At 34.5% G+C, this 26,629-nt stretch carries 27 protein-coding genes and 1 pseudogene; 5 read left to right on the top strand and 23 right to left on the bottom strand.

All coding sequences use genetic code 11. The features are described from left to right. Nucleotides 1-20: 20 nt before the first annotated feature. From ACGH6R_RS09970 to srlA, 5 genes are all read right to left on the bottom strand, one after another. Nucleotides 21-386, bottom strand: coding sequence for a transcriptional regulator GutM (locus tag ACGH6R_RS09970; protein WP_267380258.1), 366 nt, complete (start codon nucleotides 384-386; stop codon nucleotides 21-23). A gap of 72 nt (nucleotides 387-458) precedes the next feature. Further along, the gene (gene srlD / locus ACGH6R_RS09965; protein ID WP_411599657.1) at nucleotides 459-1,238 is read right to left on the bottom strand and encodes a sorbitol-6-phosphate dehydrogenase; all 780 of its coding nucleotides are present in this window, start codon (nucleotides 1,236-1,238) and stop codon (nucleotides 459-461) included. Nucleotides 1,239-1,248: 10 nt separating this feature from the next. Next, nucleotides 1,249-1,617: a PTS glucitol/sorbitol transporter subunit IIA gene (gene srlB, locus ACGH6R_RS09960; protein WP_411590633.1), complete on the bottom strand. Its 369-nt coding sequence runs from the start codon at nucleotides 1,615-1,617 to the stop codon at nucleotides 1,249-1,251. A 24-nt stretch (nucleotides 1,618-1,641) separates the two neighbouring features. Next, the gene (locus ACGH6R_RS09955) at nucleotides 1,642-2,649 is read right to left on the bottom strand and encodes a PTS glucitol/sorbitol transporter subunit IIB (protein WP_324123839.1); all 1,008 of its coding nucleotides are present in this window, start codon (nucleotides 2,647-2,649) and stop codon (nucleotides 1,642-1,644) included. A 27-nt stretch (nucleotides 2,650-2,676) separates the two neighbouring features. After that, nucleotides 2,677-3,225: a glucitol/sorbitol-specific PTS transporter subunit IIC gene (srlA, locus tag ACGH6R_RS09950; protein WP_267380263.1), complete on the bottom strand. Its 549-nt coding sequence runs from the start codon at nucleotides 3,223-3,225 to the stop codon at nucleotides 2,677-2,679. Between the two features lie 274 nt (nucleotides 3,226-3,499). Between srlA and ACGH6R_RS09945 the strand changes: the two genes are divergently transcribed. From ACGH6R_RS09945 to mutH, 3 genes are all read left to right on the top strand, one after another. Continuing rightward, nucleotides 3,500-4,084, top strand: coding sequence for a Dps family protein (locus tag ACGH6R_RS09945; RefSeq protein ID WP_065558418.1), 585 nt, complete (start codon nucleotides 3,500-3,502; stop codon nucleotides 4,082-4,084). Between the two features lie 79 nt (nucleotides 4,085-4,163). Next, nucleotides 4,164-4,712 carry an NADPH-dependent FMN reductase gene (locus ACGH6R_RS09940; RefSeq protein ID WP_411599655.1) on the top strand — a complete coding sequence of 183 codons (549 nt, stop codon included), beginning with the start codon at nucleotides 4,164-4,166 and terminating at the stop codon, nucleotides 4,710-4,712. A gap of 49 nt (nucleotides 4,713-4,761) precedes the next feature. After that, on the top strand, nucleotides 4,762-5,430 hold the full coding sequence (gene mutH, locus ACGH6R_RS09935; RefSeq protein ID WP_411599654.1) for a DNA mismatch repair endonuclease MutH: 669 nt from the start codon (nucleotides 4,762-4,764) through the stop codon (nucleotides 5,428-5,430). 29 nt (nucleotides 5,431-5,459) lie between these two features. Here mutH and argA read toward each other — a convergent pair whose 3' ends face one another. The 7 genes from argA to ACGH6R_RS09900 form a co-directional block, all read right to left on the bottom strand. Next, on the bottom strand, nucleotides 5,460-6,788 hold the full coding sequence (argA, locus tag ACGH6R_RS09930) for an amino-acid N-acetyltransferase (RefSeq protein WP_411599688.1): 1,329 nt from the start codon (nucleotides 6,786-6,788) through the stop codon (nucleotides 5,460-5,462). Nucleotides 6,789-7,121: 333 nt separating this feature from the next. Continuing rightward, nucleotides 7,122-8,402: an MFS transporter gene (locus tag ACGH6R_RS09925; RefSeq protein WP_411599653.1), complete on the bottom strand. Its 1,281-nt coding sequence runs from the start codon at nucleotides 8,400-8,402 to the stop codon at nucleotides 7,122-7,124. Nucleotides 8,403-8,476: 74 nt separating this feature from the next. Continuing rightward, nucleotides 8,477-9,676: an MFS transporter gene (locus ACGH6R_RS09920; protein WP_411599651.1), complete on the bottom strand. Its 1,200-nt coding sequence runs from the start codon at nucleotides 9,674-9,676 to the stop codon at nucleotides 8,477-8,479. A gap of 290 nt (nucleotides 9,677-9,966) precedes the next feature. Further along, the gene (gene aroL, locus ACGH6R_RS09915) at nucleotides 9,967-10,479 is read right to left on the bottom strand and encodes a shikimate kinase AroL (protein WP_267350141.1); all 513 of its coding nucleotides are present in this window, start codon (nucleotides 10,477-10,479) and stop codon (nucleotides 9,967-9,969) included. Nucleotides 10,480-10,692: 213 nt separating this feature from the next. Continuing rightward, a complete protein-coding gene (locus ACGH6R_RS09910; protein WP_267350143.1) occupies nucleotides 10,693-11,046 on the bottom strand; it encodes a DUF1870 family protein in 354 nt (117 codons plus the stop codon). 153 nt (nucleotides 11,047-11,199) lie between these two features. Beyond that, nucleotides 11,200-12,030 carry a shikimate dehydrogenase gene (aroE, locus tag ACGH6R_RS09905; protein ID WP_267360928.1) on the bottom strand — a complete coding sequence of 277 codons (831 nt, stop codon included), beginning with the start codon at nucleotides 12,028-12,030 and terminating at the stop codon, nucleotides 11,200-11,202. A gap of 327 nt (nucleotides 12,031-12,357) precedes the next feature. Then, nucleotides 12,358-13,257, bottom strand: a complete 900-nt coding sequence (locus ACGH6R_RS09900; protein WP_411599649.1) for a LysR family transcriptional regulator — start codon at nucleotides 13,255-13,257, stop codon at nucleotides 12,358-12,360. Nucleotides 13,258-13,557: 300 nt separating this feature from the next. On the opposite strand from ACGH6R_RS09900, the gene rpmB reads away from it, so the two are divergent. Both rpmB and rpmG read left to right on the top strand, forming a co-directional pair. After that, complete coding sequence (gene rpmB, locus ACGH6R_RS09895; RefSeq protein WP_220215954.1) at nucleotides 13,558-13,794, top strand: 50S ribosomal protein L28; 237 nt, start codon at nucleotides 13,558-13,560, stop codon at nucleotides 13,792-13,794. Nucleotides 13,795-13,809: 15 nt separating this feature from the next. Continuing rightward, on the top strand, nucleotides 13,810-13,977 hold the full coding sequence (gene rpmG / locus ACGH6R_RS09890) for a 50S ribosomal protein L33 (RefSeq protein WP_025314526.1): 168 nt from the start codon (nucleotides 13,810-13,812) through the stop codon (nucleotides 13,975-13,977). 260 nt (nucleotides 13,978-14,237) lie between these two features. Here the strand turns inward: rpmG and gltP are convergent, their stop codons facing one another. The 11 genes and pseudogenes from gltP to ACGH6R_RS09835 all read right to left on the bottom strand — a co-directional run. Next, nucleotides 14,238-15,548 carry a glutamate/aspartate:proton symporter GltP gene (gene gltP, locus ACGH6R_RS09885; RefSeq protein ID WP_267360946.1) on the bottom strand — a complete coding sequence of 437 codons (1,311 nt, stop codon included), beginning with the start codon at nucleotides 15,546-15,548 and terminating at the stop codon, nucleotides 14,238-14,240. Between the two features lie 90 nt (nucleotides 15,549-15,638). Beyond that, nucleotides 15,639-18,335: a DNA topoisomerase (ATP-hydrolyzing) subunit A gene (gyrA, locus tag ACGH6R_RS09880; RefSeq protein ID WP_411590623.1), complete on the bottom strand. Its 2,697-nt coding sequence runs from the start codon at nucleotides 18,333-18,335 to the stop codon at nucleotides 15,639-15,641. A gap of 100 nt (nucleotides 18,336-18,435) precedes the next feature. Beyond that, nucleotides 18,436-19,011: an SIS domain-containing protein gene (locus ACGH6R_RS09875; RefSeq protein ID WP_267350150.1), complete on the bottom strand. Its 576-nt coding sequence runs from the start codon at nucleotides 19,009-19,011 to the stop codon at nucleotides 18,436-18,438. A 15-nt stretch (nucleotides 19,012-19,026) separates the two neighbouring features. Further along, the gene (locus tag ACGH6R_RS09870) at nucleotides 19,027-19,371 is read right to left on the bottom strand and encodes a YraN family protein (protein WP_267360932.1); all 345 of its coding nucleotides are present in this window, start codon (nucleotides 19,369-19,371) and stop codon (nucleotides 19,027-19,029) included. Beyond that, a complete protein-coding gene (locus ACGH6R_RS09865; RefSeq protein WP_411599647.1) occupies nucleotides 19,364-21,175 on the bottom strand; it encodes a penicillin-binding protein activator in 1,812 nt (603 codons plus the stop codon). The genes ACGH6R_RS09870 and ACGH6R_RS09865 overlap by 8 nt, the downstream gene beginning before the upstream one ends. Nucleotides 21,176-21,585: 410 nt before the next feature. Beyond that, nucleotides 21,586-22,668, bottom strand: coding sequence for a 23S rRNA (cytidine(2498)-2'-O)-methyltransferase RlmM (rlmM, locus tag ACGH6R_RS09860; RefSeq protein ID WP_411599645.1), 1,083 nt, complete (start codon nucleotides 22,666-22,668; stop codon nucleotides 21,586-21,588). 47 nt (nucleotides 22,669-22,715) lie between these two features. Beyond that, on the bottom strand, nucleotides 22,716-23,666 hold the full coding sequence (gene lpxL, locus ACGH6R_RS09855) for an LpxL/LpxP family Kdo(2)-lipid IV(A) lauroyl/palmitoleoyl acyltransferase (RefSeq protein WP_267350157.1): 951 nt from the start codon (nucleotides 23,664-23,666) through the stop codon (nucleotides 22,716-22,718). 226 nt (nucleotides 23,667-23,892) lie between these two features. Then, complete coding sequence (gene thyA, locus ACGH6R_RS09850; RefSeq protein ID WP_267360940.1) at nucleotides 23,893-24,687, bottom strand: thymidylate synthase; 795 nt, start codon at nucleotides 24,685-24,687, stop codon at nucleotides 23,893-23,895. Further along, nucleotides 24,684-25,553, bottom strand: a complete 870-nt coding sequence (gene lgt / locus ACGH6R_RS09845) for a prolipoprotein diacylglyceryl transferase (RefSeq protein ID WP_411590618.1) — start codon at nucleotides 25,551-25,553, stop codon at nucleotides 24,684-24,686. The genes thyA and lgt overlap by 4 nt, the downstream gene beginning before the upstream one ends. After that, on the bottom strand, nucleotides 25,550-26,122 hold the full coding sequence (rppH, locus tag ACGH6R_RS09840) for an RNA pyrophosphohydrolase (RefSeq protein ID WP_065558435.1): 573 nt from the start codon (nucleotides 26,120-26,122) through the stop codon (nucleotides 25,550-25,552). Before rppH ends, lgt begins: the two co-directional genes overlap by 4 nt. A gap of 330 nt (nucleotides 26,123-26,452) precedes the next feature. Then, a pseudogene (locus tag ACGH6R_RS09835) lies at nucleotides 26,453-26,623 on the bottom strand (pseudouridine synthase); the annotation flags it as partial. Nucleotides 26,624-26,629: the final 6 nt, after the last annotated feature.

The raw sequence follows: 26,629 nt of genomic DNA, 5'->3' as shown, positions 1-26,629 counted from the left end.
TTCAAAATAAAAGATAGGGATTATTTATTTGCTTTTAATGCAAGAATCAAGGCGCTTTGTGACGCAAAATCATTGGGGAAAATGGTTTCAGGCATAATATCGGTAATATTTAGTCCCAATAATTGTGGTATTGGTTTTGGCAATGCAAAAACGGTCACTCCTTTCATCCATACTGAATCAATCACTTTTTTATCGTGATCTAATGATAGCGCGATTAAAACTTTCGGTTTAAAACGTTGAGTTTGGCTACGACCAACACCTAAGTAAGTGCCTTTCTTCATCGATAAAAATGCTCGATTAAAACGACGAATTTGAAACCAGCCAAGTATTATCTGTATACTCCAAGCAATTAGAGCCAATAAGGCTAACGTTGATGTCGTATCCATTATTCTCTCCTTTTAACCAGACCAGAAAAGAGATGTGCGAAAGGCATCGCTATACCTTCGCACCAAATTGAGTTAAAACATAACTTGTCCACCCGTAATATTAATTGATTGTCCTGTACAATATGATGCTTTATCGCTTGCATAAAATAACAATACGTTAAGCACATCTTGATAATCACAACCTCGTTTGAGTGGCACTTTATCAATATAAACTTGTTCAACTTGGTTTTCTGGTATACCAAGTTTTTTAGCATATTGTGGAATCAAGGATTGAAACATTGGCGATTTTAATAAGTTACCCAGCATCAATGAATTAACCGTAATTCCGTAGTCAGCAAGATCGAGTGCTAAAGATTGCGTTAATCCAACGCCACCAAATTTTGCGGCGCTATACCCTGAATTGTGTTTGCTACCGACTTTGCCCGATTTAGAGTTAATTTGTATAATCCGACCGGCAGTTTTATATTTAATCATTAAATTAGCAAATTCACGTGCACATAAAAAATAACCAGTAAGATTAACATTGACGGATAATTGAAAGTCTTTCAATACAAAATGAGTAATGGGTGCAGCTTTAGCAACACCGGCACTGTAAACCATTAAATCAATTCGTTTAAATGTGTTATCAACTCCTTGAGCTAGCTGTCGCACACTCTCCTCATTTGTTGCATCCACCCCAAAACCTTTTGCTGTTCCTACCCCATATTTTTTATTTATTACTTCAGCAACTTTATTTGCATTATCAATATTTAAATCTGCAACGGCAATTTTATACCCAGCATCAGCAATACCTTCAGATAAAAAAGCCCCTAAGGTTTGTCCACCACCTATAATGACTGCTACTTGTTTCATTTTCTGTTCCTTAAATAGTTAAAATTATAATTTCATCATCGATATTAAGTTGATTAGGTATTTCACCAGTAACATGCACTGACCCCGGTAATTCAGCTTCACGATTCCCATCAAATCTTAATGTGACATGACCTAACTCTTTAAAATTGGTTGTGGCGACTTCCCCAACCGAAGTTATACGATAAGTGTGCTTGCCTAATTGAATGCATTGCCCTATTTCAAGATTCTGCCTTAACTCGTCATGACTATGTATAAAGCAATAATCGGCTAAATCAGACGGTGCACCTTCTTTAAACAGGATTAGCATGCCATCTGCCAACGCTTCTTTGGCAAAGTCACCAATTTGTTTAACTTTTGAATGGTAGATAACTTTTGACATCATTGACCTTCTCTATTCGTTTGCTTATTGATAAATAAATAACGATACTGCCCACGCAATTAAAACAGTTGGCGCGCCAGTTAAGAAACGACTGACTAAAACAGCGGGAACCCCAACACGCACGGTATCTTGTTTCGCTTCGGCAAGAGACAAACCGACAGGAATGAAATCACAAGCAGCTTGAGCATTAATGGCAAACAAAGCAGGTAAAGCTAAGTGTGGCGGAATATTACCAAGACCAATTTGAACACCAACTAACGTCCCGATGACTTGTGCAATAACCGCACCGGGTCCTAAAAATGGCGAAAGTAATGGAAAAGAACAAATAAGCGCTAAAATAACCAGACCAAGTGGATTATCAGCTAATGGAACTAAGCCATGAGCTATCAAATCACCTAATCCTGAGGCAATAATAATACCAATTAAGGCCGATACAAATGCCATAAACGGTAAAATAGTTTTAAGTACAGTTTCAATCGTATCTCGACCAGCTTGAAAGAATACGGCAACACCTGATCCCATACCGATACCGATTTTTGCTAATAAACCATCGCTTTGTTCGGTAATTTTTTTACTACTGTCATACTCTTTAAAATTATTTGTGTGCACTTTTTGATGTGAATTGTTTGTAACAGATGCTTTCTGGATGTCACTATCTATCTCTTTTTCAATCACACTAATATTATTGGATTTTACGGCTGAGACATAAATATCTTCCAAAATATATTGGGCAAGTGGCCCTGATTTACCTGTCGCATGAATATTAATTGTAGGCACTCTATTTTTAGGATAGATACCACATCTTAATGTGCCACCACAATCAATGACAGCAACCCCAATTTCATCCTTAGGCGGTTCCCCTTCTTTAAAACCATCAATAGCTTGCCAACCCGTTAATTTTTCTAAAGTATCAACAATTGCTGGTCGTGTACCTGCTGCAATGTAGACAATTTTTTTACCCGCTATAATTGGCAGCTCTAAAGGTCCACCCCAACCGGCTTCACCTTTTTCAATTCGAATAAATTTCATCATGTTCATTTCCTTGTTTATTCCTTTTAGTTATAGATGTACCTTTCGATCTAATTTAATGCCCATTTTTCTTTCAAAAATAGCAGTACAAAAATCAGTAATCCAACCTCTAAAAAAGTTGGTGAATAAGCCAACTAAAAAATAACTTACAGCCAATGGTCCTAAAGGAAGGTTTAAGGTTGTTAACCCGGCCGCGATACCTAAATAAACAAAAAGTTCACCGGGATTAACATGAGGAAATAACCCATTCATTGAATGGCAGCTGTAAGAAGATGCCGCATAATAACTAGGTTTATAAAACTCGGGCATAAAACGCCCTAGGCTAAGCGTCATCGGATTACAAAAAACAAATGTGCCTATTAAAGGTAACAATAAATATCTTGAAATAGGATTGCCTGCACAAGCTTGCGCTAAGCGCTCAATACGGTCTTGCCCAATGAATTTGATTACGGCATTCATAACCACTAACAGTGAAATTAACAGTGGTAATATTCCCGTAACCATACCGACAAACACTTTTCCACCTTCTTGAAATAAGCCGATAAACCATTCGGCTCCATATGAAATTGTATCAATCATAATTTCTCCTCATTAATTAAACTTCAAACAAAGAGTATCAATTTCAAAAACACAAAACTTTTAACTATGTCACAATTTGAAATAAATTCTTTTATTGTGAAAGAATTTATTTCAAATAATGCTTTATTTAGAATAAAAATAAGAATCATAGACTGCTGAAATAGCAGTAATAGTTAAAAATAGCTCATTTTGATTGGACTTTAGTTAAGACTTGGCGTAATTTGGTATAGGAAAGTTAAGCAATTTTTACAATTCACCTATAGGAGAATATTAGATGGCTAAAAGTACTACTTCCAAAAAAACGACTACAAAAAAACCGTTATCTGCCAAAAGTACAGCTACTGCAAAAAGACTACAACAATCTGCAATTTTATTTCCAACTGATTTAGGTCAAAAAGCGTCTAAAGATATCTCTGGAGCAATGAATTCTGTATTAGCAGATGTCTTTGCTTTGTATTTAAAAACTAAAAACTTCCATTGGCATGTCAGTGGTCCACATTTTCGTGATTACCATTTAATGTTAGACGATCATGGAGATCAACTATTTGCAATGACTGATCCGATTGCTGAACGTGTACGTAAATTGGGCGGAACAACGTTACGTTCAATTAGTCACATCTCTAAATTACAAAGTATTTCTGACAATAATGCAGATTTTGTTGAGCCGTCTGATATGCTTGCTGAACTTTGTCAAGATAATATTAGATTAACAGAACGAATGCGTGTTGCTCATGATATTTGTGATAAATACAATGATTCAGCAACAGCAAGCTTAATTGAAGAATGGATTGACCAATCAGAAAGACGAGCTTGGTTCCTATTTGAGACAGGACGTAAATTGGATTCATCAGGACATTAAAACACCGTAATGATCTGTAATTATTTTAAATAAGAGACACTCATGGTGTCTCTTTATTTTCAATTTAAGGGGACCCAAAATGAGTAAAAAAATTGCAGTACTCGTTGGTAGTTTACGTAAAGGTTCATATAATTTAAAAGTAGCTAAAATCCTTAAAGAAATTGCCCCTTCTTCACTTTCCTTATATTTAATCGAAATTGGCGATCTTCCCTTTTATAATGAAGATATTGATACCGATACCCCACCAGCATCTTACACTTTATTTCGCAACGAAATAGCGGATTGCCGAGGCGTGATTTTTGTCACACCTGAATATAACCGAGGTTTGCCTGCTGTGATCAAAAATGCAATTGATGTCGGCTCACGTCCTTATGGTAAAAATGTCTGGGCAAAAAAACCAGCCGCAGTGATTTCGGTCTCACAAGGTGCAATTGGCGGTTTTGGTGCTAATCATCAACTACGTCAGTCACTAGTTTTTCTAGATATGCCAACCTTACAACAGCCTGAAGCTTATATTGGTGGTATCAGTGCCGCTTTCGATGCGAATGGCAATATTTCAGAAAAAACCCGAGAATTTCTTTCATCAATTATTCAAGCTTACGCAGTATGGGTTGAAAAATTAAGCTAATCCTTTATCATTTTAGGTAGGCATAATTATTAGATGATAGCGTTTATAAATGGCAATATTTTTTCCAAGCAACGAACACGAGTTATTAGATCGAGCAAAACTTGTTGCTGGATATACATTTGGTGAAATTGCTCAATATTTAGGCATGCCAATTCCTGACAATTTGACTAAACAAAAAGGATGGGTTGGCAATCTTATTGAAACGTTTTTGGGAGCCAATGCCGGTAGTAAAGCTGAACGAGATTTTAGTAATTTGGGCATCGAACTAAAAACAATTCCAATTGATATGCATGGTAAACCATTAGAAACGACCTTTGTCAGTGTCGCACCATTAATGGCAAATCATGGTGTGATTTGGGAAACAAGCCATGTGAAATATAAATTATCTAAAGTACTTTGGATCCCAATCGAAGGGGAAAGATCTATCCCACTTGCCAATCGTAAAGTTGGCAGTCCTATTTTATGGATACCCTCAAAAGAACAAGAACAGCAACTCAAACAAGATTGGCAAGAACTGATGGATATGATTGCATTAGGTCATGTTGAAAAAATTACAGCACATTATGGCACATATTTACAAATAAGACCTAAAGCAGCAAACGGTAAAGCTTTAACCGAAGCGGTAGGAGAAAATGGTCAAACTATTTTAACACGTCCACGTGGCTTCTATCTTAAAAAGTCTTTCACCAAGCAAATTTTACACAACGCTACTTACTAATACTATCATCCTGATTTTAAGAAAAGAATTTATATAATATCAAGCATTAAAATTTTGGAGTTACGTTGATAATTATAAAGTTGCTTTTTTTTAATCGGTAAATCATCAACTTCAGCTGGGTTAAATCCCTTTTCTCTAAACCAATGAATACTACGCGTTGTTAGCACAAAGATTTTATTGAGTCCTAAATTTTGTGCTCTACTTGCAACCGTATTAATTAACAAATCACCTCTGGATGAATTGCGATAATCCGGATGAATGGCTACACATGCCATTTCACCCATTTTTTCTTCCTGATAAGGATAAAGCGCTGCACAACCAATAGTCATATTGTCACGTTCAATAATTGTGAATTTATCAATTTCCATTTCCAATTGCTCTCGTGAACGCTTAACTAAAATACCTTGTTCTTCTAATGGACGAATCAATTCTAAAATACCACCAATATCGTTTATGGTCGCTAAGCGAATTTGCTCCGAATGCTCTTTAGCAACTTGCGTTCCTATGCCATCCCGTGAAAATAGTTCTTGCAAAATAGCGCCATCAATTAAATAGCTAACTAAATGACTACGCCTAACACCATTTCGACAGGCTTTTGAAGCGGCTTTCAAAAAGCGAGCTTCACTGGATAGATATTTACCTAATTGCTGTTTACGATTGACATAGTTGTCAGCATCGATTGGGAAAAGGTCAGTAATAACTTTACCTTGTTCATCAAGTACACCCTGCTCAGCACAAAAGCTGATTAACTTATCAGCTTTGATTCGAATCGCCACTTCGGCAGCAACATCTTCTGAAGCTAAATTAAAGCTTTCTCCAGTCACTGATACACCAACCGGCCCTAATAGCACAATTGAACCACGATTGAGTTGCTCATCAATTGCCTCATTGTTAATACGACGAATTTTACCCGTATGGCAATAATCAATTCCTTCGTCTATTCCTAAGGGTTGAGCAATAACAAAATTACCGCTGACAACATTAATATGAGCACCTTGTAATGGGGTATTATTTAAACTCATTGATAAACAGGCAGTAATATTCAGTTGTAACATGCCTGTTACTTGCTTAATAATATCCAAAGTAACGGCATCTGTAATTCGGGTGTTTTTGTGGTATTTCGGCTCAATATTGTGATTTTTAAGTGATTCATCAATTTGATTGCGTGCTCCATTGACAATAACCAATTTGATTCCAAGACTATACAGTAATCCAATATCACTAATAATACTTGAATAGTTATTACTTTTTAGCACAGCACCTGTTAATAGGATAACAAAAGTTTTTCCATGATGAGCATTGATATAAGGTACAGAATGCCTTAATCCTTCAACTAACTCGGTTGTTCGCTCTTTCATTTTCGCAATCACCCAAATTGAATATTTATTCATATTTTTTGTATTTTTATTTATTTGCTAGCAATAATCAAGCAATATTTGATAAAATTTTAACAAGATAAAATCATAAGTTAAGTAACAAAAGAAAAAACTGTATTCAATAGTGTTTTGTTTATCAAAATATTATTAAAAGTGGTAACAAAAACAAAATCAACGTATAAAAAAAGCATACCATTATTGTATGCTTTTTAAACTGAGAATAAATTTAAGTAATGCATTAAAAAACGAGCATTATTTATTCACCGTTTTTTGTCATAATTAATATCAACATCTCCTAAAATTTCATTAAATGATTTATTTATTAATATTAAAGATTATGCGATAGCGCATTAATACGATAACCGCTAGTAATGCACCTAAACCTGCAATGATTGCATCACTTAACATGATATATCTTAAACCAAAATTTGTAGATATCCAGCCAATTAAAAAGGGAATGACTGTCGTTGCAACGCTCGATGAAGTGAAGAAAATGCCCAATACTTTACCCTTTCCTGATGGAAAAAATTCAGCCATGGTCGTTAATGCAAGCTGTAATACACCGCCTGCAGCAGTGAAACCAAGCACAAATCCTCCGACAATACACATTGTTGGTGATGGATTGAGATACAATACGATAAGCATTAACATAGATAACAGCGGATAGACAACCACAATATATACAGGTTTGATTAAACTTTTGACCAATATTGAAGTTAAAAAGACACTAGCAAGGGTACCTAGACCATACGAAGAGAATGCCTTAACCGCTCCTGCTGAATCCATACCAGCGACAGTTTGAGAGAAATCCTTTAAACATGAAGAAACCAAATAAAATGTTGCGGTAGAGGTAAAACCAATCACAATAAAACAGATACCTTCAATCCAAAAATTTGATTTATGTTTTAAAGTTGGCGCTTCTTCAGTAATCGTTTGTAAATCTTTTTCTTCTTGTTCTGGTGTGATTTTATGATTTGGGAATGGCATTTTCAGTACAACTAATGCATTCAATGCGAGAATAATACAACATAAGATAAATGACCAACCGTAATACCCTTCACTCGCCATAATAATACCCATAATGATAGGTAGTACCGATTGACCTGCGGCAATCGCTGCTTTAGTTAATATCGATGCAGAGCCAGGCGATTTTGGAAAAGCTTCCATTAATGCAGGATAAGTACCGGCATCAAGTGTTGAATTAGCTATACCGCCTAACACCGCAAACATAAAGGCAATTTCAAAACTCGGGCTAACCAAAATACCAACTAAAAAACCAATATAAAATAATCCGCCTAACGCAATGAAAGGTTTTCGCCCATACTTATCGGATAACGTTCCCATAACAAATAGGACTAGCAAGCGCCCCACGCCTAACCCCATCATGACATCATAAACACTCTTTTTTGCCTTGCCTACTAAGTCAGTTTGTTCAGGGGTAAGTGCATCTTGCGCAATATTAAATAAGTAAGCAATGTCAGGATTAAACTGAGCAGCTAAATAATCAATATTCAAACCAAGTATTATTGCCCCCATTCCATGCACAAAGTAGTTTATATATAAACAGATCGAAGTGCCTAAATATCTATTTTTCATTTATTATTTCCTGTAAAAATTAATTTTCAAAACACTAAAATAAATTTTACTCATCATGTAAATAACATTGAGTTTTAAATTTTTTTCATATCTATCACTTTGGTAAAACGGAAATAGACAATCAGCGCTAATACCACACTAGTCAGCGCAATAACAAAATCGGTCAAAATGGCATAACGTACATCAATTTTCGCTAATTTAGGCACTATAAATGGAATAACAGTAAAAGAGAATCCGCTAAAAGTATACATACAACCAACGGCAATACCTTTACGTGTTGGAAATAATTGCTGCATGACAACTAACGTTAATTGAAGTACGCCACCTGCAGCAGTAAACCCCATTCCAATAGCAACAAAAAAACACATCTCCGAAGATATATTGAAATAGAAAAGAATGAGCACAAGAGCGGATAGAGCAGGAAGAATAATGATGCAATCTATTGGCTTTAAAAAATATTTGACTATAAATGCAGTAACAAACACAGAAATAATTGATGCTCCGCTATAATAGCTAATCAACTGGTTAGCTTCAAATTCATCCATATTCACACCTTGAACCGCTATGGTTGGCAACCATTGTGAAATGACCAAAAATGTTGCTGTTGTGGTAAACCCCATGATAATTAATAGCACACCTTCAATAGCAAATTTTGGAGTATCTTTAAAATAATTATCACTTCCTTCACACCCCGTAATAGCAATTTTTTTAGAAGGAAATTGGGTTGGTGCAAGCAATATTCCATTGATTATCAAAAATGCAGCAAAAGAAAGAAATGCCCAACCATACCAGATATGATATTCACCAAAAAAAGTAACGATAAAAGGTAATATTAATGTTCCAATTGAAATGAACGCTTTAATCAATACACTAGCAGAACCTGCTGATCGAGGAAAACACTCAGTTAATGTAGGCATAGAGCCAGTATCTAAACATGAGTTTCCAGCCCCAATAGCAATAGCGAGACAAAAGGCGATATGAATGTCAGTGCAAAACGTCATACCTACAAAAAAGATTACATAACATGCCATTCCTAAATAGATAAAAAGTTTACGACCAAATATATCTGACAAGATTCCACCAGCTAGCATCAAAGATATTTTTCCTATCCCAATACCAGAAGCAACATAGCCAAGTCCAACAATATCGGTATTGAGTTGTTTTGAAAGATCATTTGAAAATTGCATGATTACGATTAAAGCAATACTTTGTATAATGTAATTTGCGTAAATAGAGCTGACAATCCCATAAGAATTGACCTTTCGATTATCCATTGGTAGTACTCCATAGCTAAAAATTAAAAATATAAAACTATAATTGCTTTCAATATACAATCATCAATCTGAATCTAAAAGAGATAAGTATAATTTTATTGCTAAACTTTAATGTTGGTCACATTTATTTATAGATTCTAATAAATTCATAAATAGAAAAATATAGTATTGATTAATATACGAACCAAAAAATAAATTTATTCTATAGTATTTTAAGAATTTATTCTTTTTTTTTATAAAAAATGCCACATTGAATGTGGCACTTTGGAAGAAAGGAAGAAAATAGTATATTAATTCTGCAAAATTTGAAGAATTTCACTAAGAATTTGACTTTCATCTTGATCAACATTGATTACATGATGTGCTGCATCATGATATAAAGGTAATCTATCTGCTAATACTTTTTCCATTTCATCAACGATGGATAAGCCTGTTAAGGATGGTCTTTGGGCAACATTAGGATCTTTCATTAAGCGTGCGGCTAATGTTGCCGCAGGAGCAGATAAAAAGATCACTGTTCCATTTTGTTTCATGAAGTCACGATTATGTTCAGCTAATACCATCCCGCCTCCAGTTGCGATAACACGTGACGATTTGGTCGTATCAATCAGGACTTGACTCTCTCTTGCTCTGAATCCTTCCCAACCTTCTTTTTCGACGATTTCTGCAACGGTTTTTTGGGTAGTTTCCAGTAAATGGCAATCTGTATCAACGAAAGAAAATGACAGCTTATTTGCAAGCATTTTTCCTATAGTTGTTTTACCTGCTGCTCTTGCACCAACTAAAAAAATTGTCTTATTCATATTGGATCCTTTCATATTTACAGATTGAAAAATATATCACTATGCTAGTGATTCACTTCAGCTTTTGCAACAATTTTTTTACATATTGTTTATCAAAACAAACGGCATTGATTTTTATAAATTTAATTTAATTTTTTATCAATTTTTTGTAAATAAAAATTTACACCCTTTATTCTGTTCACTTTATAAATTTATATTATCATCTATAATCTACTAACAAAGTTTTTCTAAACCACGAAAATAGAGTTCCGTTGCAATTGATTGATGTAAGCGCCACTGTATGACATCAAGATCTGGGTTTACCTTTTTAAATTCTTCAAATGTCATGAAATAACGAATAGTATTACTTCCTACTCTATCATTAATACTATTGATGATAATATTTACTTTATCAGTACGAAGTTTTTTTAGCGCTTTCATTGCATTAGCCACAAATTCCGGTACAGGCTCTATGCCTTTTTCCCAATCGTGCCAAGTTTTCGCATCAGTTTTACCAATATATTCGCTTGCTTCTGGCACTTTTAGCATAAGAAAACGGCGATAAGCTTGCAATTCTAGGTTAGTCATAATTACTCCTTCTAATAACAGACTAATTTTATACAATAGAATAAAAACCAATTAAAATCGAAAATTAGAATTTTTTAGCAAATTGTATAAATCGTTTATCAAACACATTTAATGATGCAAAATGGTTCAATGTATTGAATTTTTACTAAATACTTATTTTTCAGCTAAAGCATCTATAACAGCTTGTTTTGCCCGGTCAGATAAATCTTTTCCTGTCCAAATTTTGAATTGGGCATTCGCTTGACCGATAAACATTTCTCGTCCCGAAATTGATTCCCATCCCGCTTTTTCAGCTTCTTGTCTAAAACGAGTATGATATGGAGTATACACAATGTCATATGCAATACCTTTTCCTTTGAACCAAGAATATTCATAAGGTGTCTGATCTTCAAATTTACCTTTCATACCTAATGGCGTAGAATTGATAATAATTTGTGCTTCAACTTTATCACGGTCTTCCCAAGCAACCGTTTTTAAATTAAATTCTTTGGCAAGCTCTGACGGCAAATCTGTTACAATATCCGTTACAGTAATATCGGTATAACCTAGATCATGTAAGCCAACTACCGCAGCTCGAGCTGCACCGCCTGCGCCAAGTAATAGCACTTTTTTGTAGTGTGGCGGTAGCTGCTTTTCTTGAAGAGGTTGCATAAAACCAACAATATCTGTGTTATCACCACAAAGCTTATCACCATCCCAATAAACCAAATTTGCAGCACCTGCTTTTTTGACATGTTCAGTCACTTCATCTAAATAAGGAATAATAGCTTGCTTATGTGGAATTGTGACACACAATCCGCGAATATTTAATAATCTTACAGATTTAAAAAGCGTAGGAATATCTTCTGGTGGTGTTGAAAATGGAACCAAAACCGCTGGAATGCCATAATCTTGAAATGATGTGGTATGAATTAGTGGACTCAAACTATGTCCTAAAGGATAACCGATAATGCCGTAAATACTATAAGGCGTGAACTGGCTCATGTAATCTCCTTGAAAGTTAGAAAATTAAACCGAATAAATAAATTCTGTCATTCATTGTATTAAAGCATATTTATTATAAAATTAAATCATTTTTTCTAAAATTATAGATACCCTTAATGATTTGTTTTATAACAATTTGTTTAATATATAGAATTTAAATTTGATGAGTAAAAGCAATGTTAAATTGTTTAGAAAATTCATCGATAATAAACTTTTTTATATTTTTTAATGAAAATCGATCATTGATAAGGTTTATCACATCACAAACCTTATCATTATTCTGATATGCCAAATCCCCTATGATAAATTCATGCTAGTTGATAAAATTTATCGACCAAAAATCGCATCATCACTGTGTTCAATTAAGAAATGATAAAACTTCTGCGCTGCCGGTAATAACGGTCTATTTTCCATTGTCGCAATAAATATATCTCTTTTTTGATAATTTTTGCTCATTGGTACTAATGTTACATTGAACTCTTCAGGTATATGTACTCTCGGCATAATACCGATACCATAATTAATCGATACTAATCCCATCATGGCGCTTTCTGTTTCAACATGACAAGCTATGTTCGGCTTGATGCCCGTTTTATTTAACATGTCATCGATCACACTTTTCATCCCACTTCGTTCTGTAAATAAAATAAGGGGTTCGTGAGTTAAGTCTTTTAAATCAAGTTTTTTACGCTTAGATAAAGGATGATCATTAGAGATAATAAAAACTAATTCTTGTTTAGTTAACTTTTGAAAATGAACATCTGGTTCATCTTGTAAACGTGAACAGATAGCTATCTCGTATTTTTTGTCTCTTAATCCTTCAATGATATTTTGTGACATTCCTTCATAAAAAGAGAAAGTAATGTCTTTATTCTCAGGTTGAGCTAAAAACGCCTTGATAATTTTTGGAATATAATTGGAACTAATAGAATAGATAAAAGCAAGTCCAATATGACCATGTGAAACACTGGTTAACTCTTTAACAAACTGTTCGCCTTCTGATAATGCCGTTAGTGCTTGTTCTACATAAGTAAGATATTGTTTTCCTTCTTTTGTTAGTTCAACATTTCGGCCTCTTTTTTGAAATAATTTAATCCCAACCTCTTTTTCCAGTTCTGATATAGAATGACTAAGGCTTGGCTGACTGATTGAAAAATATTCTGATGTTAATGTGTAATGTTGAGTTTTAGCAAGCACTTGGAAATATTTTAGTTGTTTAAGATTCATGTGATCAAACTCTCTTTACTTAGTTATACAAAAGACAGTATAGGAGAATTTTCCATTAACACAATATTTGTATTTTATTTAACTCAGTTAAATTTAAACTTATTTTTTTCTTAAACAAGATAATACTTGAGAATTTGCCGATAAAAGCGTATACTTCGCTACCTCATTATTGTGGGTGTAGTGTGAGAGGTGAAACTGCTTCTCAAATAGAGCTGCAGCAAACTAAAAGCCTGACGAGGTTAATTCCATTAACATATTACGCCCAAGGCTTAAGCATAGAAATTTTGGAGAATTATTGACATGTCACGAGTATGCCAAGTAACAGGAAAAAAACCTTTAGTAGGGAATAATCGTTCTCATGCGATGAATGCTACTAAACGTCGTTTTCTACCAAATCTTCAAACTCACCGTTTTTGGGTTGAGAGTGAAAAACGTTTTGTAAAATTACGTGTATCAGCTAAAGGTATGCGTACTATCGATAAAAAGGGTATTGATGCAGTTTTAGCTGAACTTCGTGCCCGTGGTGAAAAGTACTAATAAGGAAACCCTATCATGGCAAAAGGTGTACGCGAAAAAATTAGATTAGTTTCTTCTGCTGGTACAGGTCATTTTTATACCACTAGCAAAAACAAAAGAACCATGCCTGAAAAAATGGAGATCAAAAAATACGATCCTGTTGTTCGTCAGCATGTTATCTATAAAGAAGCTAAAATCAAATAATTTTAGATAAATACCAAAAACCCAGCAAAAGCTGGGTTTTTTTATGTTTATCGATTACCTATCATTATCAAATTAAACTTCTATTAATAGTCCATATGTATTCTTCTATTATCTACATGGATAATTAAAAAATATTGATTGTTACAAACTATCACATAAACAGAATATTAATGAAGATAAGCATTTACCACTTAAATTCAATTATAAAAAAAGCTCCAGTTTTTATCCTGAAGCTTTTTGGAAAGTTATAAAACTATTTTTTATTTTAAATATTGCTGTTCATATGCTTGGGCTTTTTTATCATCAAATACATGTTCCCAGCGAGCAATAACAATAGCCGCTAAGGCATTACCAACCACATTAACCACGGTGCGCCCCATATCTAATATACGCTCAACCCCCATAATATAACCAATGCCGTCAAGCGGTATTCCAACACTACCTAATGTCGCAGAAAGCACCAAAATTGAAGCTCCCGGTACACCAGCAATCCCTTTCGATGCAACCATTAGTGTAATAACAACAATAATTTGATCGAGAATCGACAATTCCATACCGAAAAGCTGAGCTAAAAAGATAACAGTGATACTTTGATATAATGTTGAACCATCAAGATTAAATGAATAACCTGTTGGAATAACAAAGCTGGTTATGGATTTTGGCGCACCATAGGCTTCCATCTTTTCAATAATTTTAGGTAATGCAGTCTCTGAACTCGCTGTTGAAAAGGCAATAACTAACTCTTCTTTTAATATTCGTAAAAGTTTAAAAATACTGAATCGGCACAATTTACAAACAAGTCCTAAAACGACAATTGTAAATATAATCATTGCCGAATAAACCGTAACAATAAGTTTGAATAATGGTAATAAAGATTCAAAACCATATTTTGCCACCGTGACAGTAATAAGTGCAAAGACACCTATCGGCGCATAACGCATAATCATATTGGTCACTTTGAACATGGTATCAGAAACAACTTTTAAGAAAAATACGAAAGGTTCTCGTTGCTTATCAGGTAAAGACATAAGTCCTAAACCAAAAAATACGCAGAAGAAGATCACAGGTAAAACAGCACCATCACTCATTGCTTTAAAGATATTAACAGGAATCATCTCTAAAATCATGACGATTAAGCCATGTGGTTTTTCGCTTTGTTCTTGAGCTGCTTTAGCAAAATTACTGACATCAGTAGTTGCTAAAGTTGAAGAATCAATACCAGCCCCAGGTGTAAATAGATTCCCCCAAAGAAGCCCCAACAAAATAGCAATAGTTGTGATAATTTCAAAATAGAGAATTGTTTTAAAGCCTAAAATACCTAATCGCTTTGAACCGCCAATGCCTGCAATACCTAAGGTTAATGTGCTTAGTATAATCGGCAATACGATCATTTTAATTAAGCGAATGAAAATTTCCCCAGCTGGTTGAAAGACATTAACGATTAAAAATTGGTAATCCGAATGCAAAGGATGGTTTGAATCAGAAAGTTCGAACAGATAAGCACCTACAGCCACGCCTAGAATTAATGCTATTAAGATTTGCCATGCAAGATTTGATAATATTTTTTTCATTAAAAATGACATCTAATACTATTCCTTTTTGAGGTTTTCTAAAATAAAAAAGGACTAGCTATATAACTAATCCTTCTTAATAATTAAAAATTATTCTTCGGACTCCTGAGCTGAATTATCCAGCTCGTCTCTCTGCTGCGATGATACTGATTCCACATCATCATCTTCGGTTTCAGCGATTCGTTGCAGACCCACAACTTTTTCGTTATCGGCTGTGCGAATCAATCTTACACCTTGTGTATTTCGACCGACAATACTTACTTCTGAAACGCGTGTGCGTACTAACGTTCCGGCATCAGTAATTAGCATGATTTGATCAGTTTCATCCACTTGTACAGCACCAACCACAGCGCCATTTCGTTCACTGACTTTAATCGAAATCACCCCTTTTGTTGCCCGAGATTTTGTTGGATAAAGCTCTTGTTGAGTACGCTTACCATAACCATTTTGCGTTGCGGTTAAAATCGCACCATTGCCTCGAGGGACGATAAGTGACACTACTTTATCATCACTTTCAAGTTTAATGCCACGCACACCTGCAGCGGTACGCCCCATTGCTCGAACTTTATTAGCAGGGAAGCGAACAACTTTACCATTAGCAGAGAACAGCATGATGTCTTCCGTATCTGAAACTTGAGTGATTTCATCATCATCTGACTCAATGTCTTCATTCACTACATCATCATTCAGTTCTTCATCATCAATGGCTGGTGATTCATTACTCGTTAAATCGACACCGATTAACTCATCATCATCACGTAAGTTGATTGCAATAATTCCACCACTACGTGGGCGACTAAATTCAATAAGAGAAGTTTTCTTCACCGTTCCTTGAGCAGTCGCCATAAATACGCAATGTTCATCGTCAAATTCCCGAACGGGTAAAATTGCGGTGATACGTTCATTTTCTTCAAGTGGTAATAAATTAATAATTGGACGACCACGAGATCCTCGACTTGCCTCAGGTAATTGATAAACTTTCATCCAATATAAGCGACCACGGCTTGAGAAGCACAAAATAGTATCATGGGTATTAGCAACTAATAATTTTTCAACAAAATCTTCTTCTTTGATTTTGGTTGCTGATTTACCTTTACCACCACGACGTTGAGCTTCATAATCTGAAAGCGGTTGATATTTCACATACCCTTGATGAGAAAGGGTAACAACAACATCTTCTTGTGCAATCAGATCTTCAATATTGATATCTGCACTACTTGCCGTAATTTCCGTTCGTCTTGCATCTTGGAACTGATCGCGTATCGCTTCAAGCTCTTCACGTATCACCTCCATTAATCTTTCAGGACTTGCCAGAATATATAATAGTTCACCGATTTGAACTAATAACTCTTTATATTCATCAAGAATTTTTTCATGTTCAAGTCCGGTTAAACGATGCAAACGAAGATCTAAAATTGCTTGAGCTTGCGCCTCAGAAAGATAATAGTGACCATCACGGATACCGAATTCTGGAGCCAAATCTTCTGGACGAGCAGCATCATCGCCTGCTTTTTCAAGCATTGCTGCGACATTTCCAAGTTGCCAAGCTTGAGATAAAAGTTTACTTTTTGCTTCAGCTGGTGTTGCAGCTGCTCGAATTAACTCAATCACAGGGTCAATATTGGCAAGTGCAATCGCTAAACCTTCTAATACATGAGCACGTTCACGGGCTTTACGCAATTCGTAAATAGTACGGCGTGTTACAACTTCACGACGATGTAGCACAAAAGCTTCAATCATTTCACGTAAATTTAACAGTTTTGGTTGACCTTTATGTAAAGCCACCATATTGATACCAAACGAGACTTGTAATTGGGTTAATGAGAAAAGATTATTCAGTACAACTTCACCCACCGCATCTCGTTTAATTTCGATGACTATGCGCATGCCATCTTTATCCGATTCATCACGCAAAGCAGAAATGCCTTCAACTTTCTTATCTTTGACTAATTCAGCAATTTTTTCGATGAGTTTTTTCTTGTTAACTTGATAGGGTATTTCATTAACAATAATCGTTTCACGACCACTGTGATCATCAACTTCAATGGTTGCTTTAGAACGAATATAGATAATTCCACGGCCAGTACGATAAGCATTTTCTATGCCTTTTCGACCGTTTATTAATGCTGCGGTTGGAAAATCAGGCCCCTGAATATGTTCCATTAACCCTTCAATTGAAATATTTTCATCTTCAATATAAGCAAGGCACCCATTAATAACTTCTGTAAGGTTATGCGGTGGGATATTGGTCGCCATACCTACTGCAATTCCTGATGATCCATTAATTAATAAGTTAGGAATACGTGTTGGTAACACATCAGGAATCATTTCTGATCCGTCATAGTTTGGTGAAAAATCGACGGTTTCTTTATCAAGATCTGTCAGTAATGCACCTGCAAACTTTTGCATACGAATTTCGGTATAACGCATTGCTGCTGCCGAATCACCATCAACCGATCCGAAGTTACCTTGACCATCAACCAGCATATAACGCAGTGAAAATGGCTGTGCCATACGTACAATTGTGTCATAAACAGCTGAGTCACCATGCGGATGGTATTTACCGATTACATCCCCAACTACACGAGCTGATTTTCGATAAGGTTTATTCCAATCATACCCCGCTTCATGCATGGCAAATAAAACACGTCGGTGAACAGGCTTTAAGCCGTCACGAACATCAGGCAGTGCACGCCCGACGATTACAGACATAGCATAATCAAGGTAAGAGGATTTTAGTTCATCTTCAATGTTAACGGGAGTTATTTCTTTGGCTAGTTCGGTCATAACACCAAGTTCTCTTATTAATATAAATCATTAAAACAGCTTATAATTATAGCATATTATTCGCTATTATTGCAGAACTAAACTGTTTTTATTTTCATTATTAAGTATGATTAAACAAAGTATTTTCAATTAATTGGCATAAACAGTTTAAAATCATAGCATGCATCTCATAAGCCATCACTTTTTTGTAGGTCGGAATTCTAATTTCAATATCATTTTGACCTAATAAACCTATTACCTCTCCACCATCAAAAGCCGTTAGAGCAACAATTTTCATATCTTTAATGACCGCTTCTTGTACAGCTCGGATAATTGCTTTACTGTTCCCTTGGCAAGTTGCCACGATTAATATATCACCTTGTTGCCCCAATGCTTGTATTTGACGTGCATAAATCTCTTCATGATTTTTAATCGCACTTAATAAAACATTATCAGACACTAAAGCGATAGCGGGAATACTAGGTCTTTCAATATCAATACTGGTAATTAATCGAGAAGTAAAACTTTGGACATTCGCAGCCGAAGAGCCATTACCACAACTCATAATTTTATTACCATTAAGTAATCCTTCAACGATGATGTTAGCGGCTTTTTCAATTGCCGAACCTAAGGATTCAGCCATCACAATTTGTGTTTGAATACTTTCTGTAAAATAATTTTTAATTAAGTCTTGCACGTTTTCACCTAAAAATTAAAACGCATTAATAATCCATTGTTGGCTTTTACCAGTAATAGCAAAAACATCAAATCGAAACTCAGTTTCTTCAATATTCAAATTTTGCGCAATCATCCAAAGTTGCGCTGCCTGTTTAATTTTATTTTGTTTATTAGGCGTTATTGTCATTTCTGCATGACCAAAATGGGCATTTTTTCGATAGCGCACTTCTATAAAAACAAGGCATTGTTTGTCACGCATAACCAAATCAAGTTCCCCAAAGCGAAATTGACTATTTTTAGCTATAAGCGTTAAACCTTGCCCAAGCAGATACTGGCAAGCAATATTTTCAAAATGCTCGCCAATTTTTTTTCTATTCACTAATCGGTTCTGATTTAGTTGAGCTATTAGAATATTGTTGCCATGATAATGCGCGCGTTATTTCGCATTGTTCTGACGTTGATAATTTACCTGTCATTCCATCTAAAAAATTAGTTTGATTTGAACTTAATTGATTAAAACGATTTGCTAAACGCCAAGCATCTATTCCCATTGCATAAACACGCATTAAGGAATAATCCTTCTTAATACTGTCCGGCAACTCGATCGAGGTATCAAGTTGATTAGAAATGAGCGGAATTTCAGCATATTGCGTTTGATTTAAATCATAGTAGAAGTCATTAGATGCATTTGCGACATGACTTTTAGAACTTGAATACAGCGCAACACTCGCAGATGACGAGTGACCAATCGGTTTATCAGCTCCCATATCCAACATCGGTTTGATCAACGTTAATTCATCGTATGAGGAATAAATATAAATAGCATCAAAATCAGTAAAATTATCAACTAAACTCATTGATTCAGATGGCATATCAGTAAGAACAATAGGCTCACCAACAAGTTCGATACCAACATTTTTATTCATACTATCACTTAATGTTTTAGCATTTCCAAAATACTGGACATAAGCTGGTGAACTGTTAACTGAAAGTTGAGACCACTGTTTTGCAAAATTTTGTGCTACGCGTTTACCAAGTTCATTTTGTGGGACTAATAACAATGGTTTTAGTTTATTTTGTGCAAATATATGATTAGCTGCATCTTTTGCTTCATCTTCAGGCGATAATGCAAAATAACACATCTTGTTGCGGGTATCTGATTTATTCTCAACTTTATTCAATGCTAATACAGGAATACCCGGCGCCAATTGCTTGATATAGTTAACATCACCTTTTAATAAAGGTCCTACAATTAATTCTACATCTTTATCTTTAGCTTGTTGAATTAATTTATCTAATGAGGCACTTGCTGTATCAAACGTCACAATATTTTGTTGTGGTTCTTGTGGATAAAACTTCATGGCATCAAAATAACCTTGACGAATTGTTTCACCAAAAATATGTGAAGTTCCACTTAACGGTAATAACAATGCCACTTTTTTGCCTTCATTATCAACACTAAGTGTTTGTTCTCCCGTTAACATTGAAATAACACCATTACCAGGATGATTAGGATATCGTGTCGCCCAATCATGAAAAGCCTGTTTTAAATTTTCATTGTCAGAAGCACCAACTAGTGTAGTTGTTTGATAAGCGATACTTAATTCAATCCAGCCTTGTAATGTGGTTTCATTAGTACCTACAGCAATTTTATCCATTTGATCGCTTCTTAACTTACTGAAAAAATTCCATGTACTACTCAATACTTGTTGACGCTGATCTTTCGATGACCATTTTTCTAATTCAATATAGTCATGTGCTTGAGCATTAATATTTTTTTTGTCTAAAGCTAATTTGATGGAGTAATATCGATATAACTGTGAATTATTAAGCTCTTCAATAGATAAGGTATCAAGTTTAAATCGTTTTCCTGTTCTAACTGCGATTTCACCTTGAGATAAAATTTTATCTATTTTTTGTTCCGGATTGAGATCTGTCGACAACTTAGAAAGTAGTGTGTTAGCTTGTGAAAGCTTGTTTTCTTTAATTAATGCCCGAATAGCTAACAATTGCCAATTTGTTTTAGCTTCTCCAGAACTTGCTTCGACTTGTGAAAGATAATAACTCGAATCTTTGCTTTCATCAAAGCCAGAACCGTTTTTTGAAAAGCTTCCTGAACATCCAACTAAAAATGCTAATAATACTGATATTAACATTGTGTAAAATGAGCGTTTTATATTCATACCTATTCTCGTGTAATTTGTTGTCACTAAATTCGTTGTTAATTCATTGTTACTTAGTTTGGTTATGATAATGTGTTTAATTTAACTTCAAAAATAATCTATTTATTTTCAATTTATAATGACTTTTTAGTAAATTTGATCGTGCTAATTTATCGCATTTTTACTTGGAATATAGAAGAACACAACTATTTTCGCTTTATTATCTATTTACCGCGATTTGACCGCTAATTACACTACTCATTGATTTAAATCAGAACATATATCAATCAATATTAAGCTTTTTCGTTACATATATAAAGCTATACAGACAACAATATATAAACTATTTTGATGACTAATAAAGTATATTCTTTTACCTAAAAAATTAGCTTAGTTTAACTAACTACAGTCAATTAAAGAATTAATTATTTTTATCCCCAAATTCGTTGTACATGAACGGTAATTTCTTCTCGATCATGATAAAGCTGTTTTGCTTGAATTTGAACATTAATTTGATTGTCATTTAATATGTTATTGAGCAATTGTAAATTTTGTTTTACTTCTTCATAACGCTTTTTCATGGGTAATTTCAGATTAAAAATTGTTTCTCGACACCAACCATTGATAAGCCATTTAGTTATTAATTCTGTCACTTTAGTCGGTTTTTCAACCATATCACAAACTAACCAATAAATATTATGCTTTTTAGGCATAAATTTAAAGCCATCTTCTCGAAAATGTTTAACTTGCCCTGTTTCCATTAATTTCGGATTCATTGAACCATTATCAACGGCATAAACCATCATACTTCGTTTGACAAGCTGGTATGTCCATCCCCCCGGACAAGCGCCTAAATCAACAGCATTTAATCCACCTTTTAGCCTTTCTTCCCATTCTTCATAGGGAATAAAGATATGAAACGCTTCTTCAAGTTTTAATGTGGAACGGCTTGGGGCATCAACTGGAAATTTTAACCGAGGTATCCCCATATAGAACGGTGAATTATTTTCACTCAGTGAATAACCAACATAACAACTATTATTATTTAGAAATAACACATGAATAACAGGGCGGGTTGGATTTTGGACTTTTAATAAAATCCGATGATTTCTTAACGCTTGCCGAAGCGGAACAGTAAATTTGCGACAAAACCCCGCCAACGCTTTTCCTTCATTAGTATCTGCCACTTCAACTCGCAAATCGCCGGCTTTATCAATACATCCCGTTAACGCTTCAACAATAGGCGTAATACGATCATCTGTTGGCAAATCAACTAATCGATCGCCTGTAACAAACATTTGGCGTGCAAATATAAGTGTTCTAAAAGGTAACGCTTGAATTAAGCGTTGAGCATCGCCATTTTGATAGCATTCAAAAACAACATAGCCACTATTATCGTTAACTTTAGCAAATCCAAAGATCTCTTTTTGAGCCGCTTTATCTGTGATTTCAGCGGCACACTCTTTTTCAAAACCAATACGGCAATAGAGAATAATCTTATTTAATTTTTGCATATTGTATCTTTAACTCTTTTTTCAAAAATTCCAAAAAAATAGCTGTATTAGTCGGATTGAACACTGTCTGTATATAATGGTGCTTCACCTTTTGGACGAGTTTTGAATCTTCGATGTAACCACATATATTGCTCTGGCGCTTTTAAAATTTCTTGCTCAATCGCTTTGTTCATAAACGTTGCTGCTTGCACATCATCGTCCATCGGAAAATCAATAAGCTGGGATGTAACATAAACAGTATAATGCCCATTTTTTTCACGTTTGGGGGTAAAAGGGATAATTGCAGGTTGACCAAGTTTAACCAAAATACGCGTACCTATTGTAGTTGCTGCCTTTTCGACAGAAAAGAAAGGCGCAAACACGCTGTTTTTAGGCCCATAATCATGGTCTGGTGCATACCATAATAATTCACCATTTTTTAATGCACGAATCATTCCTTTGGTGTTATATCGTTCTAACATATATTTATTAGACTTTAACCTACCTTTTAACTGCACGTAATCCATAACAGGATTATCATTTGGACGATAAACACCAACTCCAGGATGATGCATACCTAAAATACGAGCACCTAATTCTAATGTGAGAAAATGGATACCGATTAGTAATACCCCCTTTCCAGCCTGCTGTATTTGAGTAATATGCGAATCGCCAACAATAGAAGATTGTTTAGCTAATCGTTTATTTGACCAAAACCAAGCCATACCTGTTTCAAAAATCGCTAAACCAGTTGATATAAAATTTTCACGCAACATCTGATCACGTTCTTGCTGTGATTTTTCAGGGAAACAGAGCATTAGATTTTGTCTTGCTGTTTCTTTACGTTTGCCAATTATTTTCATTGATAGCAATCCCAACCCTTTACCTAATTGATAAATAATTGGATATGGCAATAACACGATAAGATATAAAAGACCAATCCCAAACCATGTTAACCAATAACGCGGGTGTAATAAACGTTTAGTAAAGATTGGGCGAATTTCCTGATTTTGAGTCATATAAAGATTAAGTTATTATCAATAACAAAGTGGACTATTATATACTATATCTTGGTTTTGGTGGCAGAAAAATCAAATTACTAACTTAACAATGACATTCATTTCTCATAATGCTAATTGTTAACATGAGGATTAAAAATTAAAATTAGGGATTAATCAGATTAATCCCAATATATTAGACAACTTAATTTGTAAAATAAAAATCAGTTGAAGTAATTTATTCCGATTAAACAGCCACAGGTGCTTTAATAGCGGGATAAGGGTCATAATCAACAATTTCAAAATCTTCAAATTCGTAATCAAAAATTGTGGGTGGTTTACGTCTAATTTTAAGTTTTGGTAAAGCTCGTGGTTCTCGACTCAGCTGTAAATGCGTTTGTTCCATATGATTTGAATATAAATGGGTATCGCCACCTGTCCAAACAAAATCACCCACTTCTAGATCACATTGTTGAGCAATCATATGCACTAATAATGAATAGCTTGCTATATTAAATGGTAAGCCTAAAAATACATCACATGAACGCTGATAAAGTTGGCATGATAGTTTTCCATTTGCAACATAAAATTGGAAAAAAGCATGACATGGTGCTAATGCCATTTGATCTAACTCTCCAACATTCCATGCAGAAACAATCATACGTCTTGAATCGGGATCTGTTTTGATTTGTTGAATTAATTGCGATATTTGATCAACTTGCCTACCGTCAGCTGTTCCCCATGCTCGCCACTGTTTTCCATAAACAGGGCCTAAATTGCCATTCTTATCCGCCCATTCATCCCAAATAGTCACTTTATTATCTTGTAAATACTTGATATTGGTATCACCCTTTAAAAACCAAAGTAATTCATGAATAATTGAACGTAAATGGCATTTTTTTGTAGTTACTAGTGGAAACCCTTTTTGCAAATCAAACCTCATTTGATAACCAAAAATTGATAACGTACCCGTTCCTGTGCGATCTGATTTAGGCGTACCCTCATTTAAGATTGTTTTCATCAGGTCTAAATATTGTTTCATGAATTTCTCGCTTTTTGATTAAATCGATATGCATATAACATAATTAAAGCACCACCTAGTATCATAGGTAGACATAAAATTTGCCCCATACTAATGATGTTGAAAAATAAGCCTAATTGTTCATCAGGTTGTCGATAAAATTCAATAACAAACCTAAATAAACCGTAGCATAGTAAAAATAATCCAGATACAGATCCTGTTGGCCTTGGCTTTCTAATAAACAGATTTAAAATAATAAATAAGACAATACCTTCAAAAGCCATTTCATATAATTGGGAAGGATGTCTTGGAAGTATGCCATGCAATTGAGTATACAGTTCTTTCCATTCAGGATGTGATTGTACAAACATGAAATCTGCATGTGATGATGTAGGGAACAGCATCCCAACTGAAGAATGAGTCACACGCCCCCATAGTTCGCCATTGATAAAATTACCAAATCGCCCAAACATTAAACCTATTGGCACTAAAGGTGCGACAAAATCGGCAACTTGCATAAATGTTTTGTGGTTTATTTTAGCAAAAATTGCAATAACACAAATAGCCCCAATCAATCCACCATGAAAAGACATCCCGCCTTCCCAAACTTTAAATAATGATATGGGATCGTTTATAAAAACATTAAAATTATAAAAGAGTACATAACCTAATCGCCCACCCACGAAAAGACCTAAAAATCCCCAGAACAGTAAATTTTCAACTTGTGGAACAGTCCATTGGCTATTTGTTTTTTTTGCTCGCCTCTTGGCTAAAAAAAGGGCACCTAATACCCCAAAAAGGTACATTGCTCCATACCAGTGTAAAGAAATAGGTCCAATTGAGAAGGCAATTGGATTGAAATTTGGAAACTGTAAATATTGATTCATCTTTTAGTTCGCTGTTTATTTTTACGTTTATGAACAAAATAATTGGATTTTTTTTTGTTTGAACTGTTTGTTGCTTGTACATCCACTTCAGTTTGTATGGCAAATACGGGTAATGAAAATTCTTTCATGGCTCTGCGATATACATCACGTTTAAAAGAAATCACTTGTCGAATTGGATACCAATAATTGACCCATTTCCAATCATCAAATTCAGGTGTAGAAGAAACATTGAGATTAATCACTGAATTATCAGAAATTAACTCTAATAAAAACCATTTTTGTTTTTGACCAATACAAACAGGTTGATTTTCCCAACGAATCATACGTTTAGGTAATTTATATCTGAGCCAACCATTGGTAACAGATAAAATTTTTACATCTTTAGGTAATAATCCGACTTCTTCATTCAATTCTCGAAACATTGCCTGTTCAGGCGTTTCGTTTTGTTTTATTCCGCCCTGAGGAAATTGCCAAGAATTTTGCCCATAACGACGAGCCCAAAGTACTTGGCCATAACGGTTACAAATAACTATTCCTACATTTGGACGGTAGCCATCATTATCAATCACTGACTACCTCAAAAAAATCTATTTCATATGGCTAAATTGTTTCATACATACAGCAATAAATAAATAGAAAAATGCTATTAATCGAGAAATATGTTATTAAACAGATTAGTTTTAACCATTTTCAGTAGTGCTATTGTTTCTATAAAAACTGTTTTTTGAATGACTAAAATTATAAGATAAATTAGAATATTAATGAGTTAAATGATTGTTAAATTATATTAAAACAATAAGTTGAATTTAGATAGATGATAAAGAAAGGTAGCATCAATAGTGTTTAGTTGAAAAATAGGGATAACTTACACCTTTCAAAATATGCCTACTTTAATCAAGTATATTACCATCGTTTGTTAATAAAAGTAATCCTTCACTGTCAGTATCTAATCGTCCAGCAGGATAACATTTGGGTAATGAGATAAAATCTTTCAATGTCGGATACTTTTCATGTGCTGAAAATTGAGACACCACATTAAATGGTTTATTAAAAGCGATTAATAAGCTCATCTCAAA

Source organism: Gilliamella sp. CG13 (assembly GCF_046635805.1).
GTDB classification, from domain to species: domain Bacteria; phylum Pseudomonadota; class Gammaproteobacteria; order Enterobacterales; family Orbaceae; genus Gilliamella; species Gilliamella apicola_I.
This window is presented reverse-complemented; position numbering and strand designations above follow the sequence as displayed.